The following is a 16040-nucleotide window of genomic DNA, read 5'->3' as shown; positions in this document are numbered from 1 at the left end:
TGCGGTGCGTGGACGCCGGTCTGCCGGTCGACGCCGGCCTCCACCGAATGGGGGATGCCTCCTCCTGCGGATGACGGCTGGGGGAGCCGGCTCGCCGGCGCGAGGCTGGAGGCATGAGAACTCCAGCAGTGCAGGTGCGCAACCTGCGGAAGACGTACGACGGCCGCGCCGTCGTCGACGGCGTGAGCTTCGACATCGAGCGCGGCGAGACCTTCGCCCTGCTCGGCCCCAACGGCGCCGGCAAGTCCACGACCGTCGAGATCCTCGAGGGCTACCGCCGTCGCGGCGGCGGCGAGGTGAGCGTGCTCGGGGTCGACCCGGAGCACGGCGGCCTCGAGTGGAAGGCGCGCCTGGGCATCGTGCTGCAGACGTGCGGTCAGAGCGGCCTGCTCACCGTGCGCGAGCAGCTGAAGCAGTTCGCCGGGTTCTACCCCGACGCGCGCGATGTGGACGAGGTGATCGCCGCCGTGGGCCTGACCGCGCAGGCGAAGATGCGCACCTCGAAGCTGTCGGGCGGGCAGCAGCGGCGGGTCGACGTGGCAATGGGCATCATCGGGCGACCCGAGCTGCTCTTTCTCGACGAGCCCACGACCGGCTTCGACCCCGAGGCGCGGCGCGAGTTCTGGGAGCTGATCTGGGGGCTCAAGGCCGACGGCACGACGATCCTCCTCACGACCCACTACCTCGACGAGGCGGCGCAGCTCGCCGACCGGGTGGCGGTCATCGCCGACGGCCGGCTGCAGGCGCTCGGCCCGGTCGACACCTTCGGCGGGCCGGACGCCCGCGTGCCTGTCGTGCGCTGGCACGAGGACGGTGTGCAGCGCGAGGAGCGCTCCACAGCACCCCTCGCTCTCGTGGGCGAGCTGAGCGCTCGACTGGGCGGTGAGCCGGAGCGGCTCGAGATCGTCCGGCCCAGCCTCGAAGACATCTATCTGGAACTGGTCGCGCGCGCATCGGGCGCCGCGGCCGAGCTGGCGAAGGAGACTGTGCGATGAGCATGACAGCGATCAGGGTGCCCGGCATCGTCCCGACCGGGCTGTGGCGGGCGCGTTTCGAGCTGACGCAGTACTTCCGCTCGGGCGACACGCTGTTCTTCACCTTCCTGTTCCCGGTCTTCATGCTGGGCCTGTTCAGCGTCGCGTTCGGCGCGGACGGTGATGTGCAGATGGCGCCCGGCCTGCCGGCGCTGCCGATGGCGCAGCTCTATCTGCCGGGCATGATGGCCGCCGGACTCCTGCTGTCGGGCTTCCAGAACCTCGCGATCGACATCGCGCTGGAGCGGGCGGACGGCACCCTCAAGCGACTCGGCGGGTCGCCGCTCTCGCCCGTCAGCTACTTCCTCGGCAAGATCGCGCAGGTGCTGGTCACCGGCGTGCTGCAGGCGGCGCTGCTGCTCGCCGTGGCCGGGCTCGCCCTGGGCGTGCCGCTGCCCACCGAGCCGTCGCAGTGGTTCACCTTCGCGTGGGTCTTCGTGTTCGGCATCGCGACCTCGGCGCTGCTCGGCATCGCCCTGTCGGCGCTGCCCCGCAGCGCGAAGAGCGCGACGGCGGTCGTGATCCCGATCGGGCTCGTGCTGCAGTTCATCTCGGGGGTGTACCTGATGTTCTGGCAGCTCCCGGAGTGGCTGCAGAACGTCGCCTCGCTCTTCCCGCTCAAGTGGATGGCGCAGGGGATGCGCGCCGTGTTCCTCCCCGAGGAGTACGCTGCGCTCGAGCCGGGCGGCGAGTGGAACCTGGTGGGCGTGGCGGCCGCCCTCGGCATCTGGCTCGTCGTCGGGCTGATCATGTCGCTCGTCACCTTCCGGTGGATCCGCCGCAACGCGTAGCCTCACGAGGAGGATCAGGGGGACCATGCTCGACAAGCGCTGGTGGGACATCGCGGTCGTCGCCGGATCGGCGTCGATCGCGATGGCCATCGCGTTCGGCCTCGGGCCAGGAGGCGCAGCCGAGCGCGTGGTCGCCTATGCCGCGATCGCGGCGTTCGCTCTGGCGTACTTCCTGATCGCGCGACCGGCGATCGGGACCGCGTCGACTCTGCGGTTCGCGACGTTCCTGACGACCACCGCCGTCATCCTGGCGATCGGGACCGCGTCGACCGAGTTCCTCGCCACCCTGCAGGTGCTCGCGTACCCGCTGGCCTGGGTCCTCGGCGACACGCGCCGTCGTGGGGTCATCGGATCGGCCGTCATCGCCCTCGCGGTGATGGTCGGCTACACCTTCGGCGGGGGCTTCAGCATCGGTGCGTTCGTGGCCGGGGTGACGACCGCCGGGTTCTCGTTCGCGTTCGCCACCGCGTTCGGGCTCTGGATCTCGGGCATCGCAGAATACGGGGAGGAACGGGCGCGTCTGCTCGACGAACTGACGGCGGCGCAGGCCGAGGTGCGCGCGCTGAGCCATGAGCGCGGCGCCTCCGAGGAGCGGGAGCGCCTGGCGCGCGACATCCATGACACCCTGGCCCAGAGTCTCGCCGGCCTCGTGATCCTCGCGGAGCGTGCCGGGCGGCAGTCGCGGGAGGGGGCAGCGGACGCCGCGACCGCGACCCTCGCGACCGTCGAGCAGGTCGCGCGCGACGCGCTGGACGAAGCCCGCGCCCTCGTCGCGCGCACGGCGGCCGTGCCCGACGAGGCGGCGCTCGGCGCGGCGATCGAGCGGTTGGCCGAGCGCTTCCGCGCCCAGTCGGGAGCCGCCATCGACGTTTCCGTCGATGCGACCGCCGAGGCGCTGGACCGCGACCGTCAGGTCGTGCTGCTGCGCTGCGCGCAGGAGGGGCTGTCCAACGTCGCCCGGCACGCGCAGGCGACGCTCGCCACGGTGGCGGTGCGCGTGGCCGATGGGGCCGCGACGCTGGAGATCACCGACGATGGGCGCGGGTTCGACCCCGCAGCCAGCGGCACCGGGTTCGGCATCGACGGCATGGGAGACCGCGTCGCGCTCGCCGGCGGCACGTTCGAGGTCGACTCGGCGCCGGGCGCCGGCACGACCGTGCGGGTGCGGCTTCCGCTGGGCGCGGGCGCGGGTGCGGGCGCGCGAGCGGTCGGCGGCGGTGCGCCGGCGGACGAGACGCGCACGGAGGTCACGCCATGATCCGGCTGCTGATCGCCGACGACCATCCCGTCGTGCGCGCGGGCCTCGCCGGGCTGCTGTCGGACGAACCCGGCTTCGAGGTCGTGGCGGAGGCATCCGACGGCGACGAAGCGGTCACACTGGCGCGTGCGACCTCGCCCGACGTCGTGCTCATGGATCTGCGCATGCCCCGCGTCGACGGCGTCTCGGCGACCGCGCGGATCGCCGGGGGAGAGGCGGGCACCCCGCCGCCGCGGGTGCTGATCCTCACGACCTACGAGTCGGACGACCAGATCCTCGCCGCGATCGAGGCGGGAGCCTCGGGCTACCTGCTCAAGGCGGCGCCGCAGGCGGAGATCGTGGCGGGCATCCGCTCGGTCGCCGCCGGTCAGTCGGCGCTCTCGCCGCAGGTCGCCGTGCGCCTCGTCGAGCGGATGCGTCGGCCCGGACCCGACGCGATCGCGCTCACGGGACGCGAGCTCGACGTGCTGCGGCTGGTCGCCGCCGGACACAGCAACAAGCAGATCGCGGTGACGCTCGGCATCGGCGAGTCGACGGTCAAGACGCACCTGCTCAAGGTCTTCGACAAGCTCGGCGTCGCCGACCGCACCAGGGCGGTCACCCTTGCCATGGAGCGCGGCCTGCTGCCCTGACGCGGGATGCCGAAGACGACGGATGCGCGGACCCTGCGGCCCGCGCATCCGTCGTCTTCGAGATCAGCCGAACTGGTTCATCGTGTTGTCCTTGCCGCCGGCCTTCAGGGCCGCGTCGCCGGCGAAATACTCCTTGTGGTTGTCGCCGATGTCGCTGCCGGCCATGTTCTGGTGCTTCACCGTCGCGATGCCCTCGCGGATCTCGCGGCGCTGGACGCCCTTCACGTAGGCGAGCATCCCCTCGTCGCCGAAGTAGCCCTTGGCGAGGGTGTCGGTCGACAGTGCCGCCGTGTGGTACGTCGGCAGGGTGATCAGGTGGTGGAAGATGCCGGCGCGCGCCGAGCCGTCGGCCTGGAACGTGCGGATCTTCTCGTCGGCCAGCTGCGCCAGCTCGGTGTCGTCGTACTCCACGCTCATCAGGCTGCTGCGGTCGTAGGCCGAGACATCCGCACCCTCGGCCGCGAGCTGGTCGTAGGCCTGCTGGCGGAAGTTGAGCGTCCAGTTGAACGACGGGCTGTTGTTGTAGACCAGCTTCGCGTTCGGGACGGCCTCGCGGATGCGGTCGACCATGCCGGCGATCTGCTCGACGTGCGGCTTCTCGGTCTCGATCCACAGCAGGTCGGCGCCGTTCTGCAGCGACGTGACGCAGTCGAGCACGACCCGATCCTCGCCGGTGCCGGGACGGAACTGGTACAGGTTGCTGGCGAGACGCTTCGGGCGCAGCAGCCGGCCCTCACGACGGATGACGACGTCGCCGTCGCTGAGCTCGGACTCGGAGATCGTCTCGACGTCGAGGAACGCGTTGTACTGGTCGCCCAGGTCGCCCGGCTCGCTCGAGACGGCCAGCTTCTGCGTCAGTCCGGCGCCGAGCGAGTCGGTCCGGGCGACGATGACGCCGTTGTCGATGCCGAGCTCGAGGAAGGCGTAGCGCACCGCGTTGATCTTCGCGAGGAAGTCCTCGTGCGGCACCGTGACCTTGCCGTCCTGGTGACCGCACTGCTTCTCGTCGGAGACCTGGTTCTCGATCTGGATCGCGCAGGCGCCCGCTTCGATCATCTTCTTCGCCAGGAGATACGTCGCCTCGGGGTTGCCGAAGCCGGCGTCGATGTCGGCGATGATCGGCACCACGTGGGTCTCGTGGTTGTCGATCTGCGACTGGATGAACTCGACGGCGGTCTCGTCGCCCGCGCGGCGCGCGTCGTCGAGCTGCGTGAAGAGCAGGTCGAGCTCGCGGGCGTCGGCCTGGCGGAGGAACGTGTACAGCTCCTCGATGAGGGCCGGGACCGCCGTCTTCTCGTGCATCGACTGGTCGGGCAGCGGGCCGAACTCCGAGCGGAGCGCCGCGACCATCCAGCCCGAGAGGTACAGGTACCGCTTGTTCGTGCTCTTGAGGTGCTTCTTGATCGAGATCAGCTTCTGCTGCCCGATGAAGCCGTGCCAGACGCCGAGCGACTGGGTGTACAGCGACGAGTCGCCGTCGTACTCCGCCATGTCGCGACGCATGATGTCGGCCGTGTACTGCGCGATCTCGAGTCCGGTCCTGAACCGGTTCTGCGCGCGCATCCGGGCGACGTACTCGGGGTTGACGGCATCCCAGGGAGATCCGTACTGCTTCTTCAGGGCCTCGACGGCCTCGATGTCATCGGTGTAGGTGGTCATGTCGTTGTCCTTCGGGAAGATGCGTCAGTCGGTTTCGACGAGGAAGCGCGCGTAGGCGGGCAGGGTGAGAAAGGCCGGGAACTCGGTGCCGAGGGCGACCTCGCGGAACACCTCGGCCGCGTCGTCGAATCGATCGCCGTCGCGCCGCTCGACCTCGCCGAGCACCTGCGCGATCAGCCGCTCGACGTAGTCGCGCGTGATGGGCGTGCCGTCCTCGGTGGAGCGGTCCTGGTGGATCCACTGCCACACCTGCGAGCGCGAGATCTCGGCGGTCGCGGCATCCTCCATGAGGTTGTCGATCGCCACGGCGCCGAGGCCCCGCAGCCACGCCTCGATGTAGCGGATCGCCACCGACACGTTGCCGTGGACGCCTGCTGCCGTGATCGGACGGCCGATGTGCACGTCGATCAGGTCGGCCGCCTTCACGTCGACCTCGGGTCGCTGGCGGTCCAGCTGGTTCGGCCGGTCGCCGAGCACTGCGTCGAACTCGGCGCGGGCGACGGGGATCAGGTCGGGGTGGGCCACCCACGTGCCGTCGAAGCCGTCGCCGGCCTCGCGCTTCTTGTCGGCGGCGACCTTCTCGAACGCGCGCTGGGTCACCTCGGGGTCCCGCCGGTTCGGGATGAAGGCGCTCATGCCGCCGATCGCGAAGGCGCCGCGCTTGTGACACGTCTGCACGAGCAGCTCGGTGTACGCCCGCATGAACGGTACGGTCATCGTGACCTCGCTGCGGTCGGGGAGCACGAAGCGAGCCCCGCGGCCGCGGTAGTTCTTGATGATGGAGAAGATGTAGTCCCAGCGGCCGGCGTTGAGGCCGGCGCAGTGGTCGCGCAGTTCGAAGAGGATCTCCTCCATCTCGAACGCCGCAGGCAGCGTCTCGATGAGCACGGTCGCGCGGATCGTGCCGTGGGGGATGCCCGCGTACCGCTCGCTGAACGAGAAGACGTCGTCCCACAGCTTCGCCTCTTCGCTCGACTCGAGCTTGGCGATGTAGAAGTACGGTCCGCGCCCGTTCGCGATGAGCTGCTGGGCGTTGTGGAAGAAGTACAGGCCGAAGTCGACGAGCGAGCCGGAGGCGGCCATCGTGCGGCCGGTGCGGTCGGTGAAGCGGATGTGGTGCTCGGTGAGGTGCCAGCCGCGGGGTCGCATCACGATCGTGGGTGTCTCGGTCGCCGTCACCTCGTACCGCTTGCCCTCGGGGCTCGTGAACGAGAGCTCGCCGCGGATCGCGTCGCGCAGCGACAGCTGGCCCTCGATGACGTTCTTCCAGGTGGGGCTGGTGGCGTCCTCCTGGTCGGCCAGCCACACCTTCGCGCCGGAGTTCAGCGCGTTGATGGTCATCTTCGGGTCGGTCGGACCGGTGATCTCGACACGGCGGTCCTCGAGGCCCGGGCCCGCACCGGCGACGCGCCACTCCGCGTCCTCCCGGATGTGGCGCGTGTCGTCGCGGAACTGCGGGTCGTGCCCGTTGCCGACCTGGAAGCGCCGCCGCATGCGGTCGGCCAGGCGGTCGTGACGGCGGGCGCCGAACCGGTGGTGCAGCTCGGTGAGGAAGGCGAGCGCCTCCGGGGTGAGGATCTCGTCGTAACGAGGGGCGAGGCGTGCGGCGACCTCGATCGCCGGCTCGTGGATCTGCGTGGGGATGGGGCCGGTGCGCGTGCGCATCGGGGTGGCGGTTGCAGGTGTCATATCCCTGTCTTCCTGTGAACGAATGTCAAGTGCCTCTGGGGGATGCTCCGACCCGACGTGTGCGTCGGTTCCGGCATCCCGAGATCCGCGTTCTGGATCAACCGGTGGTGGTCGTGTGTCCACTCTGCGGTGAAGATCACCCCTTCGCCTGACCAATTCACTTGTGAAGTTTTCGCTTATTTCTGCTCTCGTGACAGAATCGCACCATGACGACGTCCTTCACCTACGATTCGGTCGCAGAAGTCTCCGACCATGACGACGTGGACTCCCTGACCATCGGCCGTCGCATCCGGCAGCTGCGCGCAGAGCGCGGCATGACGCTGGAGGAGCTCGCGGCGGCGGTCGATCGGGCACCCAGCCAGCTGTCGATGATCGAGAACGGCCGGCGCGAACCGAAGCTCACGCTGCTGCAGGCGATCGCCCGGGCGCTGGGCTCCTCCCTCGACTCGATCCTCGAGTCCGAGCCGCTCGACGAGCGTGCGACCCTCGAGATCTCGCTCGAGCGGGCGATGCGCGGGCAGACGTTCCAGGCGCTCGGCATCCCGCCGTTCCGCATCGGCAAGACCATCCCCGATGAGGCGCTGAAGACGATGCTGGCGCTGCAGTCCGAGATCGAGCGGCTGCGCGACGAGCGGGCGGCCACGCCTGAAGAGGCGCGTCGCGCCAACGTCGCGCTGCGCCGCCTCATGCGCACGCAGAACAACTACTTCGCCGAGCTCGAGGTGCACGCGCGTGCGGTTCTCGACGCGGTCGACCACCCAGGTGGCCCGCTCACGCAGCGCACCGCATCCGACATCGCCGCGCATCTCGGATTCACGCTTCACTACGTGCCCGACCTGCCCCAGACCACCCGCAGCGTCGCCGACCTCAAGAACGGGCGCCTCTATCTGTCGAGCCGGGTCACGGCCAAGGGCGACCCGCGCACGGCGGTGCTGCAGGCGCTGTCGAGCCGCATCCTCGGGCACCGGGAGCCCACGTCGTACGCGGAGTTCCTGCGCCAGCGCGTCGAGACCAACTACCTCACCGGTGCCCTGCTCATCCCCGAGCAGCACGCCGTGCCATTCCTGCAGGAGGCCAAGAAAGACCGTGCGATCTCGATCGAAGACCTCCGCGACGCGTACTCGGTCTCGTACGAGACGGCCGCGCACCGGTTCACCAACCTGGCGACCGTGCACCTGGGCATCCCGGTCCACTTCCTCAAGGTGCACGAGTCGGGCACCATCACGAAGGCGTACGAGAACGACGACGTCAACTTCCCGACCGATCGCCTCGGCTCGATCGAGGGCCAGATGTGCTGCCGCAAGTGGACCTCGCGCGCGGTCTTCGACGTCGACGACCACTTCAACCCCTACTACCAGTACACCGACACGGGCAACGGCACCTACTGGTGCACGGCCCGCGTCGAGCAGTCGAGCGAGGGCGCGCATTCGGTGAGCGTGGGCGTTCGCTTCGACGACACCAAGTGGTTCCTCGGGCGCGACACCCCGCACCGCGGCGTCTCGACGCACTCCGTGGAAGCGTGCTGCCGGCGCGCGCCGGCCGACCTCGAGGCCGCCTGGCGCGAGAACTCCTGGCCGAACGTCCGCACGCCGCGCACGCTGCTCGCGACCCTGCCGACCGGTGCCTTCCCCGGCGTCGACACGACCGACGTGTACGAGTTCCTCGCCGCGCACGCCCCGCGCTGACGGCTGAGCCGCCCGCTCGTCGCCAGCCGTCCCGTGGCCGCCAGCCGTCTCCGGCTCGCCGGCCGGGTGCCTCCGGCTCGCCGGCCGGATGCCTCCGGCTTGCCGGCCCTCCTGCTCGCCTGTCACGAAGTGCTGGGGCGAGGGGCGTGTCGTGACAGGTGAGCGTGAGTGTGTGAGAGACGCGTGAGAGAGCGGATGCCGGGGTTCCGCCAATACCTGGCAGGTGTTAGGTTTTCCGGACCGACGGCTCCGCCCGCGGAGCCGCTTTCGACGAGGAGAGCGCGATGAGACGATGGCTGAGCACGGCGACCGTGGCGGGACTGATAGCGGCAGGAGTGGCGCTGGCGCCACCGTCGGCGGCGACCGCCGGTCCGGGTCACGGCAAGCCCGGCAACGAGGCCCTCCAGCGCTACGCCGAAGACACCTGGGCGTCGCTGGACGCGATGACCGATGAAGCGACGGGCCTGCCGTCCGACAACATCACCGGCGACCTTGCCACCGCGGGCGCGTACACGTCCCCCACGAACATCGGCGGCTACCTCTGGTCGGCGGTCACGGCGCGCGATCTGGGCATCATCTCGAAGGGCGAAGCCCGCGATCGCATGGCGACGACGCTCGACACCCTCGAGGGTCTCGAGCGCAACGATGCGAGCGGCATGTACTACAACTGGTACGACCCGGCCACGGGGGCGAAGCTGACGACCTGGCCGGACTCCGGCGACACGGTGCACCCGTTCCTCAGCACGGTCGACAACGGCTGGCTCGCAGCATCCCTCCGCATCGTCCGCGAGGCGGAGCCGAGCCTCGCCGAGCAGGCGGACGCGCTGTACGACTCGATGGAGTTCTCGGCGTTCTTCAACCCGGAGGGCGCACCCGGTCTGCCGGCGGGAACGAACCGCGGCGGGTTCTGGGAGGCGCCGCCGCCGGACTGCAGCGTCGAGGCGCCGATGTACAACGGATCGGGTGAGACGGCGTTCTACACCTGTCACCACTACGACACGACCGTGAGCGAGAGTCGGATCGCGACGTACCTGGGCATCGCCAACGGCGAGATCCCGGCGACCGCGCTCTACGGCACCCACCGCACCATGCCGCCCGGCTGCGACTGGGCATGGCAGGAGCAGCTGCCGACCGGCACCTACCGCACGTACCAGGGCTTCAAGGTCTGGGAAGGTGTCTACACCTATGCCGGCATGAGCTTCGTGCCGAGCTGGGGCGGCAGCATGTTCGAGGCACTCATGCCCGACCTCCTGGTGCCTGAGACGACGTGGGGGCCGCGGTCGTGGCGGCTGAACCATCCGATCACCGTCGCGGTGCAGAAGCACCACGGGCTCGAGGACGCCGGCTACGGAGCCTGGGGCTTCTCACCGGCGAGCAACCCGTTCGGCGGCTACGCCGAGTACGGCGTCGACCTCGCGGGTATGCGCTCCGACGGGTACACGTCGGACGTCGAGAACACGGATGTCGACATCGACCGGCCCGGATGCACCGAGGGCACGAACCCGGATCCCGAGTTCGGCGACGGGGTCGTGACGCCGCACGCGAGCTTCCTCGCCCTTCCGTACGACCGCCGCGGCGTGCTCGAGAACCTCGCCCACCTCGAGGACGATCTCGGCGCGTACGGACCCGGTGGGTTCTACGACTCGGTGGCGGTCGGCAGCGGCACCGTCGCCGAGCGCTACCTCTCGCTGGACCAGTCGATGATCATGGCGGCCATCGGCAATGAGCTGACCGGCGATACGCTGAAGCGGTACTTCGTCGACAAGGAGATGGAGAAGCTCCTGCGGCCGGCCATGAGGGCGCAGGTGTTCAGCTCCGAGGAGAAAGCGCGCGAGTGAGCAGCGAAGCCGCCGAGACCGCAGCCGCGGCACCCACGTCGGGTGCCCCGGCTCGCGGTGCGCGCGCGCGGCGCGGCAGCTACGCCAAGGGCCAGGCGCGCCGCCAGGCGATCGTCGATGAGGCGCTCATCGTCTTCGGCCGCAGCGGCTACCACAGCGGGTCGCTGCGCGAGATCGCGAAGCGCGTCGGGCTCACCCCCACGGGACTGATGCACCACTTCGCCAACAAGGAGGAGCTCTTCACCGAGGTGCTCCGCCAGCGCGACGAGGCGATCCGCGCGGCCGCAGGCGACCCTGCCGAGCACACGCTGATCGAGCAGGCGACCAAGGTCGTCGCCTACAACCAGGAGTCGCGCGGCCTCACGTCGCTGTACGCCACGGTGTCGGCCGAGGCGACCGATTCGGAGCACCCCGCGCATGCGGAGTTCGCGCGGCGGTACCGCGACGGCGCCGCGAGCGCGACGCCGATCCTCGTCGCCGCACAAGCCGACGGCGAGGTGCGGACCGACATCGACCCCGCGCTCGCCGCACGTCTCATCAGCGCGGTGATGGACGGGATCCAGCAGCAGTGGCTGCTCGACGACACCGTCGACATGAACGCGCTGTTCGCCGAGTTCGTGCGCGGGTACCTGCTGCCCCGCGACGACGCGTAGAGTCGACTCCCTACTGCCTCGCGCCCTGCGTCAGAGGGCGTTCGCGCGGGCCACGTCGCCGAGCCAGGAAAGGCTGGGCTTCGGGCGGCGTTCGAACGTCTCACGGTCCCACGCGATGAGTCCGAAGGTCGGCCGGTAGCTGCCCCACTCGTAGTTGTCCAGCAGGCTCCAGTGCAGGTACCCCCGCACGTCCACGCCCTCGGCGATGCACGCGTGGACCGCCTCGAGCGCCCCGCGCGTGTAGTCGATGCGCCGGGCGTCGTCGGCCGTCGCCATGCCGTTCTCGGTGATGTAGACCGGCACACCGGCCCGGGCCCACGCGTTGCGGATGCCGTCGCCCACCGCGGGCGGGTAGTACTCCCACCCGGTCAGCGTGCGCTCGGCGTCGTCCGGAATGGGCAGCGGGCCGTCGGGGCCGATCCTCGTGCGCGTGTACGCCTGCACTCCCACCCAGTCGTCGCCGGTCGCGGCGTCGAGGAACACGTCCTCGCGCGAGGCGCCGTACTCGGCCGCGACGGTCTCGCCGCCGTCGACCGGCTGATACGCCTGGGTCGCCACCGACCACCCGGCGCGCCCGCCTGCGCCGCGCACGAGCTCGACCGCGCGCTTGTGCGCGTCGACCAGCCGGTCGGTGACCGCCGGGACCCCCGGAGGCAGCCCGACCGACGGGAACCCGACCTCGGGGTCGGCGAGTACCGACACCATGTTCGGCTCGTTGATCGTGCACACGAGGTCGACCCCCTCGAGAACCGGAAGGGCGGCCTCGACGTATCGGGCGAACCGGTCGGCCGCAGCATCCGAGTGCCATCCTCCCGCACGGGCGAACCACACCGGATTCGTGAAGTGGTGCAGGGTGATCATCGGCTGCAGCCCGAGTTCGCGGGCCGTCGACACCATCCGGCGGTAGTGGTCGATCGCCGCGCGCGAGACGAAGCCGTCCTCCGGTTCGATGCGCGCCCACTCGATGCTGAAGCGGTAGGTGTCCAGTCCCGCGTCGGCCAGGAGCGCCATGTCCTCGCCGTAGCGGTGATAGCTGTCGGCGGCATCGCCGGACGGCGTCTCGACGGGAGCACCGGGCAGGTGCCCCCACTCGCGCTGCCACCAGTCCGAGTTGACGTTGCCGCCCTCGATCTGGTGCGCCGCCGTCGACGCACCCCACAGGAAGCCTTCGGGGAAGTCCATCGTTCGATGGTCCTTTCTGTCGGAGGAGCGGATGCCGCGGCATCCGCTCATGTCACTTGATGCCGGTGAGCGCGATGCCCTGCACGAAGTAGCGCTGCAGGAAGAGGAACAGCAGCAGCATTGGCAGCACCACGACCACGGCGCCGGCCATCATGAGGCCGTACCGTGCCGCGTTCTGGCCCACCGAGTACAGGGCGAGCGCCACCGGAAGGGTGTACATGTCCTCGGTCGTGGCGACCACGAGAGGCCACAGGAAGTTGTTCCAGCTCGCGAGGAACGTGAGGATCGTGAGCGTCGCGACCGCCGGACCGCACAGCGGCATGATGACGCGCAGGAAGATGCGCCACTCGCTCGCGCCGTCGATGCGGGCCGCTTCGATCAGCTCGTCGGGCAGGCTCAGCATGAACTGCCGCATCAGGAAGACGCCCAGGGGCGAGATGAGGAACGGCAGGATGAGACCCGGATAAGAGTTGACGAGGCCCAGGTTGGCGGTCAGCACGAACAGCGGCACGAACGTCACGACGCCGGGCACCATGAGCGTGCCGATCACGATCACGAAGAGCAGCTTCTTGCCGCGGAACTGCAGCTTCGCCAGTGCGTACCCGATCATCGAGCAGAACACGATGTTGCCGAGCGTCACGAAGACCGCGACCACGATGCTGTTGATGAAGAAGGTGGTGAAGTCCAGTCGGCCGAACAGCGTCTCGAAGTTCTCGATCGTCGGCTGCTCCGGCAGGAAGCCCGTCGGGTTGCGGCGGATCTCCGCGTCGGTCTTGAACGCACCGAGGATCATCCACACGAAAGGCATGATCATGACGACCAGGCCCACCGTGAGCACGATGTAGAGCCACCAGCGGGGGCGCTCGCCGCGACCTCGGCGACCGGCGGGATGCGGCTCCCGCTCGATCACGTCGGTGTCGGTGACCGACGCCGAAGCGAGGACGGGCCCGAGGCGCCGCGGCGGTTCGCCGGGTGCGTCTGCGGTGCGCGGGGGAGTGACGGTCATGTCAGTCCCTCCTTCCGAGGAACCGGAACTGGATCAGCGACAGCACGACGATCGCGAGGAACAGCACGTAGCTCGCCGCCGATGCGTAGGCGTAGTTGCCGAAGCCGAACTGGTCGTAGGTGTACATCGCCGTCGACAGGGTGGCGTCGAGCGGTCCGCCCTGGGTCATGACGTACGGCTCCTCGAAGAACTGCAGGAACCCGATGCCCGTGATGACCGCGGCGAACAGGATCGCGGGGCGCATCGCCGGCACGGTGATGTTCCAGAAGCGCTGCCAGGCGTTGGCGCCGTCCACCATCGCGGCCTCGTGGTGCTCGCGGGGCACGCCCTGGAGTGCGGCGAGGAAGATCACCATGATGGTCCCGATGTTGCGCCAGACCGCCATGACGATGAGGGACGGCAGCGCCCAGGTCGTGGACTGCAGCCAGTCCGGACCCTGGATGCCGAAGATCGCGAGGAACCCGTTGAGCAGGCCGTCCGGCTGCAGGATGAACCTCCACACGAGCGCGATCGCGACGATGCTCGTCACGACCGGAGCGTAGTACCCGACGCGGTACACCGTGCGGAAGCGACGGATGCCCTTGTCCAGTGCCAGCGCGACCGCCAGGGCGAGCGCGATCGTCAGCGGCACTGCAACGATCACGAAGGTGAAGGTGTTCAGGAGTGATCGCAGGAAGCGGGGGTCCTGGAACAGCCGGAGGTAGTTGTCGAACCCGACGACGTTCACCTGGAACGGCGTCTGCAGGTCGCGGGTCGTCATGTCGGTGAAGCTCATGAGCAGTGACCCGATGATCGGGCCGGCCATGAAGATCACCCACAGGATCACGAACGGCGCGGCGAAGAGCCAGGCGTTGCGTGTCATGCGGCGCTCCCGCCGCGTCGCCTTCACACGGGGTGCGGGGCGACGCGGCGGGGCCGCGGGAGCGATGGCGGTCATGTGGAAGGTCGCTTACTGACCCGTGCCGATCGACGCGGCCTGCTGCTGGATCGTGGCGATCGCGTCTGCCGGCGTCGTGTCGCCGCGCGTGGCCTTCTCCAGCTCCTGGTCGATCACGGCGGACACCTGCGCCCACGTGGGGATCGCGGGCGGCGCCTTCGAGTCCTGCAGCTGCTCGCCGAACACGCTCAGGTACGGGTCGTCGCTGAAGGTGGGGTCATCCCAGGCCTCCTGCACGCTCGGCAGGTCGGTCGAGATCTCGTACCAGGCGAGCTGCGTCTCGGGCTGGCTCAGCCAGCGCACGAACTTCCACGAGGCGTCTCGGTTCTCGGCGTCGTCGAACACGGCGAGGTTGCCGCCGCCGGTGAAGCTGGTGCGGCTGTCGGCACCCGGCACCATCGCGACTCCGAACTTGTCGGCGAATTCCTCGCCGCCCTGGTCCAGAAGCAGTCCGACGTGGAACGGACCGCTGTAGAACGCGCCGACCTCACCCGTGATGAAGGCCTGCTCGATCTCGCCGCCCTCCAGGCGCCGGGGCTCGGCGATGCCGTCTTCGAAGAAGCTGGTGTAGAAGGAGAACGCCTCCTCCCACTCCGGGGTGTCGAAGGTGAACTCGGTGCCGTCCTCGTTGAGGATGTCGCCGCCCTGCTGCCACGCGAGCGGGGTGACGTACTGCCACGAGTCGAAGCCTCCCGGCGGGAGCGAGACGCCCCACTCGGCGCCGGCCCCCTGAAGGCCCTTCGTGAATGCGGTGTACTCCTCCCACGTCGCGGGCGGCTCGAGGCCGGCCTGCTCCGCGAGGTCGGTGCGGTAGTAGAGAACGCGGGTGTCGACGTACCACGGCACGCCGTAGGCGACTCCGTCGACGACGGCCGTCTCCCACGAGCCCTCGAAGAACGACGACTCGTCGACGAGGCCGTCGGGGGTGGGCTCGAACGCGCCGGTCGCGGCGAACTCGCCGACCCACGTCGTGCCGAGCATCGTCACATCCGGCGTCTGGCCGCCGGCGATCGCCGTGGCGATGCGGTCGTGGGCGCTCTCCCATGGCACGGCGGTCACCTCGATCGAGACGTCGGGGTTCTCCTCCTCGAACTGGGCGGCGAGCTCGTCGAGGACTTCGCCCTCGTTGCCCATCGCCCATACCTCGACCGTGCCGCTGGCGGGCGAGTCGTCGATGGCGTCGCCGCCTCCGCCGTCGCCGCCGCCGCCCGTGGGCGCGTCGCTGCGCCCGCAGCCGGCGAGCACGAGCGCACCGACGAGTGTCAGCGCTCCGGCCGCAGCCCATCGGGAGGTTCTGCGTGTGAATGTTCTGGTCATCGGTCTGACGCCTCCATCGGTCGTCGCCGCCTCCGTGGCGGCCCTGCCTCGGCTGTGTTCGCGACGCGGGGGCGTCGCGGTCCCCGACTGTACGCCAAAAACCTGACACATGAAAGGTATTGGCGGATGAGAGTCATCTCATCGACGGCAGGATGCCTCGCGACAGGGGTGCAGCCAATGACCTGGCGCAGGCCTCGTCGAAGTGCTAGCCGAGGGTCGCGGAAGCGGGGACACGGCGCGCGGAACGCCGCTCCGGGCCGGCAGGCGAGCGGCGCCGGGCGTGGTGCGAGCGGCGCTGGGCGTGGAGCGGGCGAGCGGCGCCGGGCGTGGTGCGAGCGGCGCCGGGCGTGGCGCGGGCG

General features: G+C 69.7%; 13 protein-coding genes. 7 read left to right on the top strand and 6 right to left on the bottom strand.

What is annotated here, in order from left to right; translation table 11 throughout:
• Nucleotides 1-113: 113 nt before the first annotated feature.
• From MK786_RS09430 to MK786_RS09415, 4 genes are read left to right on the top strand one after another with little or no spacing between them, the layout of a single operon-like run.
• A complete protein-coding gene (locus tag MK786_RS09430) occupies nt 114-995 on the top strand; it encodes an ABC transporter ATP-binding protein (RefSeq protein WP_241111980.1) in 882 nt (293 codons plus the stop codon).
• Nucleotides 992-1825: an ABC transporter permease gene (locus MK786_RS09425; RefSeq protein ID WP_374200461.1), complete on the top strand. Its 834-nt coding sequence runs from the start codon at nt 992-994 to the stop codon at nt 1823-1825. The genes MK786_RS09430 and MK786_RS09425 overlap by 4 nt, the downstream gene beginning before the upstream one ends.
• Nucleotides 1826-1850: 25 nt before the next feature.
• Nucleotides 1851-3083, top strand: coding sequence for a sensor histidine kinase (locus MK786_RS09420; RefSeq protein WP_241111979.1), 1233 nt, complete (start codon nt 1851-1853; stop codon nt 3081-3083).
• Complete coding sequence (locus tag MK786_RS09415; RefSeq protein WP_241111978.1) at nt 3080-3715, top strand: response regulator transcription factor; 636 nt, start codon at nt 3080-3082, stop codon at nt 3713-3715. The genes MK786_RS09420 and MK786_RS09415 overlap by 4 nt, the downstream gene beginning before the upstream one ends.
• A gap of 63 nt (nt 3716-3778) precedes the next feature.
• Here the strand turns inward: MK786_RS09415 and MK786_RS09410 are convergent, their stop codons facing one another.
• Nucleotides 3779-5374 (bottom strand): isocitrate lyase, encoded by a 1596-nt coding sequence (locus MK786_RS09410; RefSeq protein ID WP_241111977.1) that lies wholly within the window; start codon nt 5372-5374, stop codon nt 3779-3781.
• A gap of 24 nt (nt 5375-5398) precedes the next feature.
• Nucleotides 5399-7063 (bottom strand): malate synthase A, encoded by a 1665-nt coding sequence (gene aceB, locus MK786_RS09405; protein WP_374200460.1) that lies wholly within the window; start codon nt 7061-7063, stop codon nt 5399-5401.
• A gap of 206 nt (nt 7064-7269) precedes the next feature.
• On the opposite strand from aceB, the gene MK786_RS09400 reads away from it, so the two are divergent.
• The 3 genes from MK786_RS09400 to MK786_RS16445 all read left to right on the top strand — a co-directional run bounded on the left by MK786_RS09400 (nt 7270) and on the right by MK786_RS16445 (nt 11239).
• Entirely contained in the window at nt 7270-8748 is a 1479-nt protein-coding gene (locus tag MK786_RS09400) for an XRE family transcriptional regulator (RefSeq protein WP_241111976.1), read from the top strand.
• Between the two features lie 284 nt (nt 8749-9032).
• Complete coding sequence (locus MK786_RS09395; protein ID WP_241111975.1) at nt 9033-10586, top strand: glucoamylase family protein; 1554 nt, start codon at nt 9033-9035, stop codon at nt 10584-10586.
• Nucleotides 10583-11239 (top strand): TetR/AcrR family transcriptional regulator, encoded by a 657-nt coding sequence (locus MK786_RS16445; protein ID WP_241111974.1) that lies wholly within the window; start codon nt 10583-10585, stop codon nt 11237-11239. Before MK786_RS09395 ends, MK786_RS16445 begins: the two co-directional genes overlap by 4 nt.
• Nucleotides 11240-11269: 30 nt before the next feature.
• Here the strand turns inward: MK786_RS16445 and MK786_RS09385 are convergent, their stop codons facing one another.
• Genes MK786_RS09385 through MK786_RS09370 form a run of 4 tightly spaced genes read right to left on the bottom strand, consistent with a single transcriptional unit; the run spans nt 11270 to nt 15681 of the window.
• Complete coding sequence (locus MK786_RS09385; protein ID WP_241111973.1) at nt 11270-12421, bottom strand: glycoside hydrolase family 1 protein; 1152 nt, start codon at nt 12419-12421, stop codon at nt 11270-11272.
• A 52-nt stretch (nt 12422-12473) separates the two neighbouring features.
• Nucleotides 12474-13427 (bottom strand): carbohydrate ABC transporter permease, encoded by a 954-nt coding sequence (locus MK786_RS09380; RefSeq protein ID WP_241111972.1) that lies wholly within the window; start codon nt 13425-13427, stop codon nt 12474-12476.
• 1 nt (nt 13428) lies between these two features.
• On the bottom strand, nt 13429-14364 hold the full coding sequence (locus MK786_RS09375; protein WP_374200459.1) for a carbohydrate ABC transporter permease: 936 nt from the start codon (nt 14362-14364) through the stop codon (nt 13429-13431).
• A gap of 12 nt (nt 14365-14376) precedes the next feature.
• Entirely contained in the window at nt 14377-15681 is a 1305-nt protein-coding gene (locus MK786_RS09370; RefSeq protein WP_241111970.1) for a sugar ABC transporter substrate-binding protein, read from the bottom strand.
• Nucleotides 15682-16040: the final 359 nt, after the last annotated feature.

This window comes from Microbacterium sp. CFH 31415, assembly GCF_022538185.1.
Lineage (GTDB): Bacteria > Actinomycetota > Actinomycetes > Actinomycetales > Microbacteriaceae > Microbacterium.
Note: the sequence above shows the minus strand (reverse complement) of the source record. Positions and strands in the feature narration are given on the sequence as shown.

What these genes read in the sequence shown, in the direction of transcription:
- aceB (WP_374200460.1), bottom strand. Translation starts at nt 7,063, where the DNA reads ATGACACCTGCAACCGCCACCCCGATGCGCACGCGCACCGGCCCCATC.
- MK786_RS09425 (WP_374200461.1), top strand. Translation starts at nt 992, where the DNA reads ATGAGCATGACAGCGATCAGGGTGCCCGGCATCGTCCCGACCGGGCTG.
- MK786_RS09410 (WP_241111977.1), bottom strand. Translation starts at nt 5,374, where the DNA reads ATGACCACCTACACCGATGACATCGAGGCCGTCGAGGCCCTGAAGAAG.
- MK786_RS09400 (WP_241111976.1), top strand. Translation starts at nt 7,270, where the DNA reads ATGACGACGTCCTTCACCTACGATTCGGTCGCAGAAGTCTCCGACCAT.
- MK786_RS09420 (WP_241111979.1), top strand. Translation starts at nt 1,851, where the DNA reads ATGCTCGACAAGCGCTGGTGGGACATCGCGGTCGTCGCCGGATCGGCG.
- MK786_RS09415 (WP_241111978.1), top strand. Translation starts at nt 3,080, where the DNA reads ATGATCCGGCTGCTGATCGCCGACGACCATCCCGTCGTGCGCGCGGGC.
- MK786_RS09395 (WP_241111975.1), top strand. Translation starts at nt 9,033, where the DNA reads ATGAGACGATGGCTGAGCACGGCGACCGTGGCGGGACTGATAGCGGCA.
- MK786_RS09385 (WP_241111973.1), bottom strand. Translation starts at nt 12,421, where the DNA reads ATGGACTTCCCCGAAGGCTTCCTGTGGGGTGCGTCGACGGCGGCGCAC.
- MK786_RS09375 (WP_374200459.1), bottom strand. Translation starts at nt 14,364, where the DNA reads ATGACCGCCATCGCTCCCGCGGCCCCGCCGCGTCGCCCCGCACCCCGT.
- MK786_RS09430 (WP_241111980.1), top strand. Translation starts at nt 114, where the DNA reads ATGAGAACTCCAGCAGTGCAGGTGCGCAACCTGCGGAAGACGTACGAC.
- MK786_RS09370 (WP_241111970.1), bottom strand. Translation starts at nt 15,681, where the DNA reads ATGACCAGAACATTCACACGCAGAACCTCCCGATGGGCTGCGGCCGGA.
- MK786_RS09380 (WP_241111972.1), bottom strand. Translation starts at nt 13,427, where the DNA reads ATGACCGTCACTCCCCCGCGCACCGCAGACGCACCCGGCGAACCGCCG.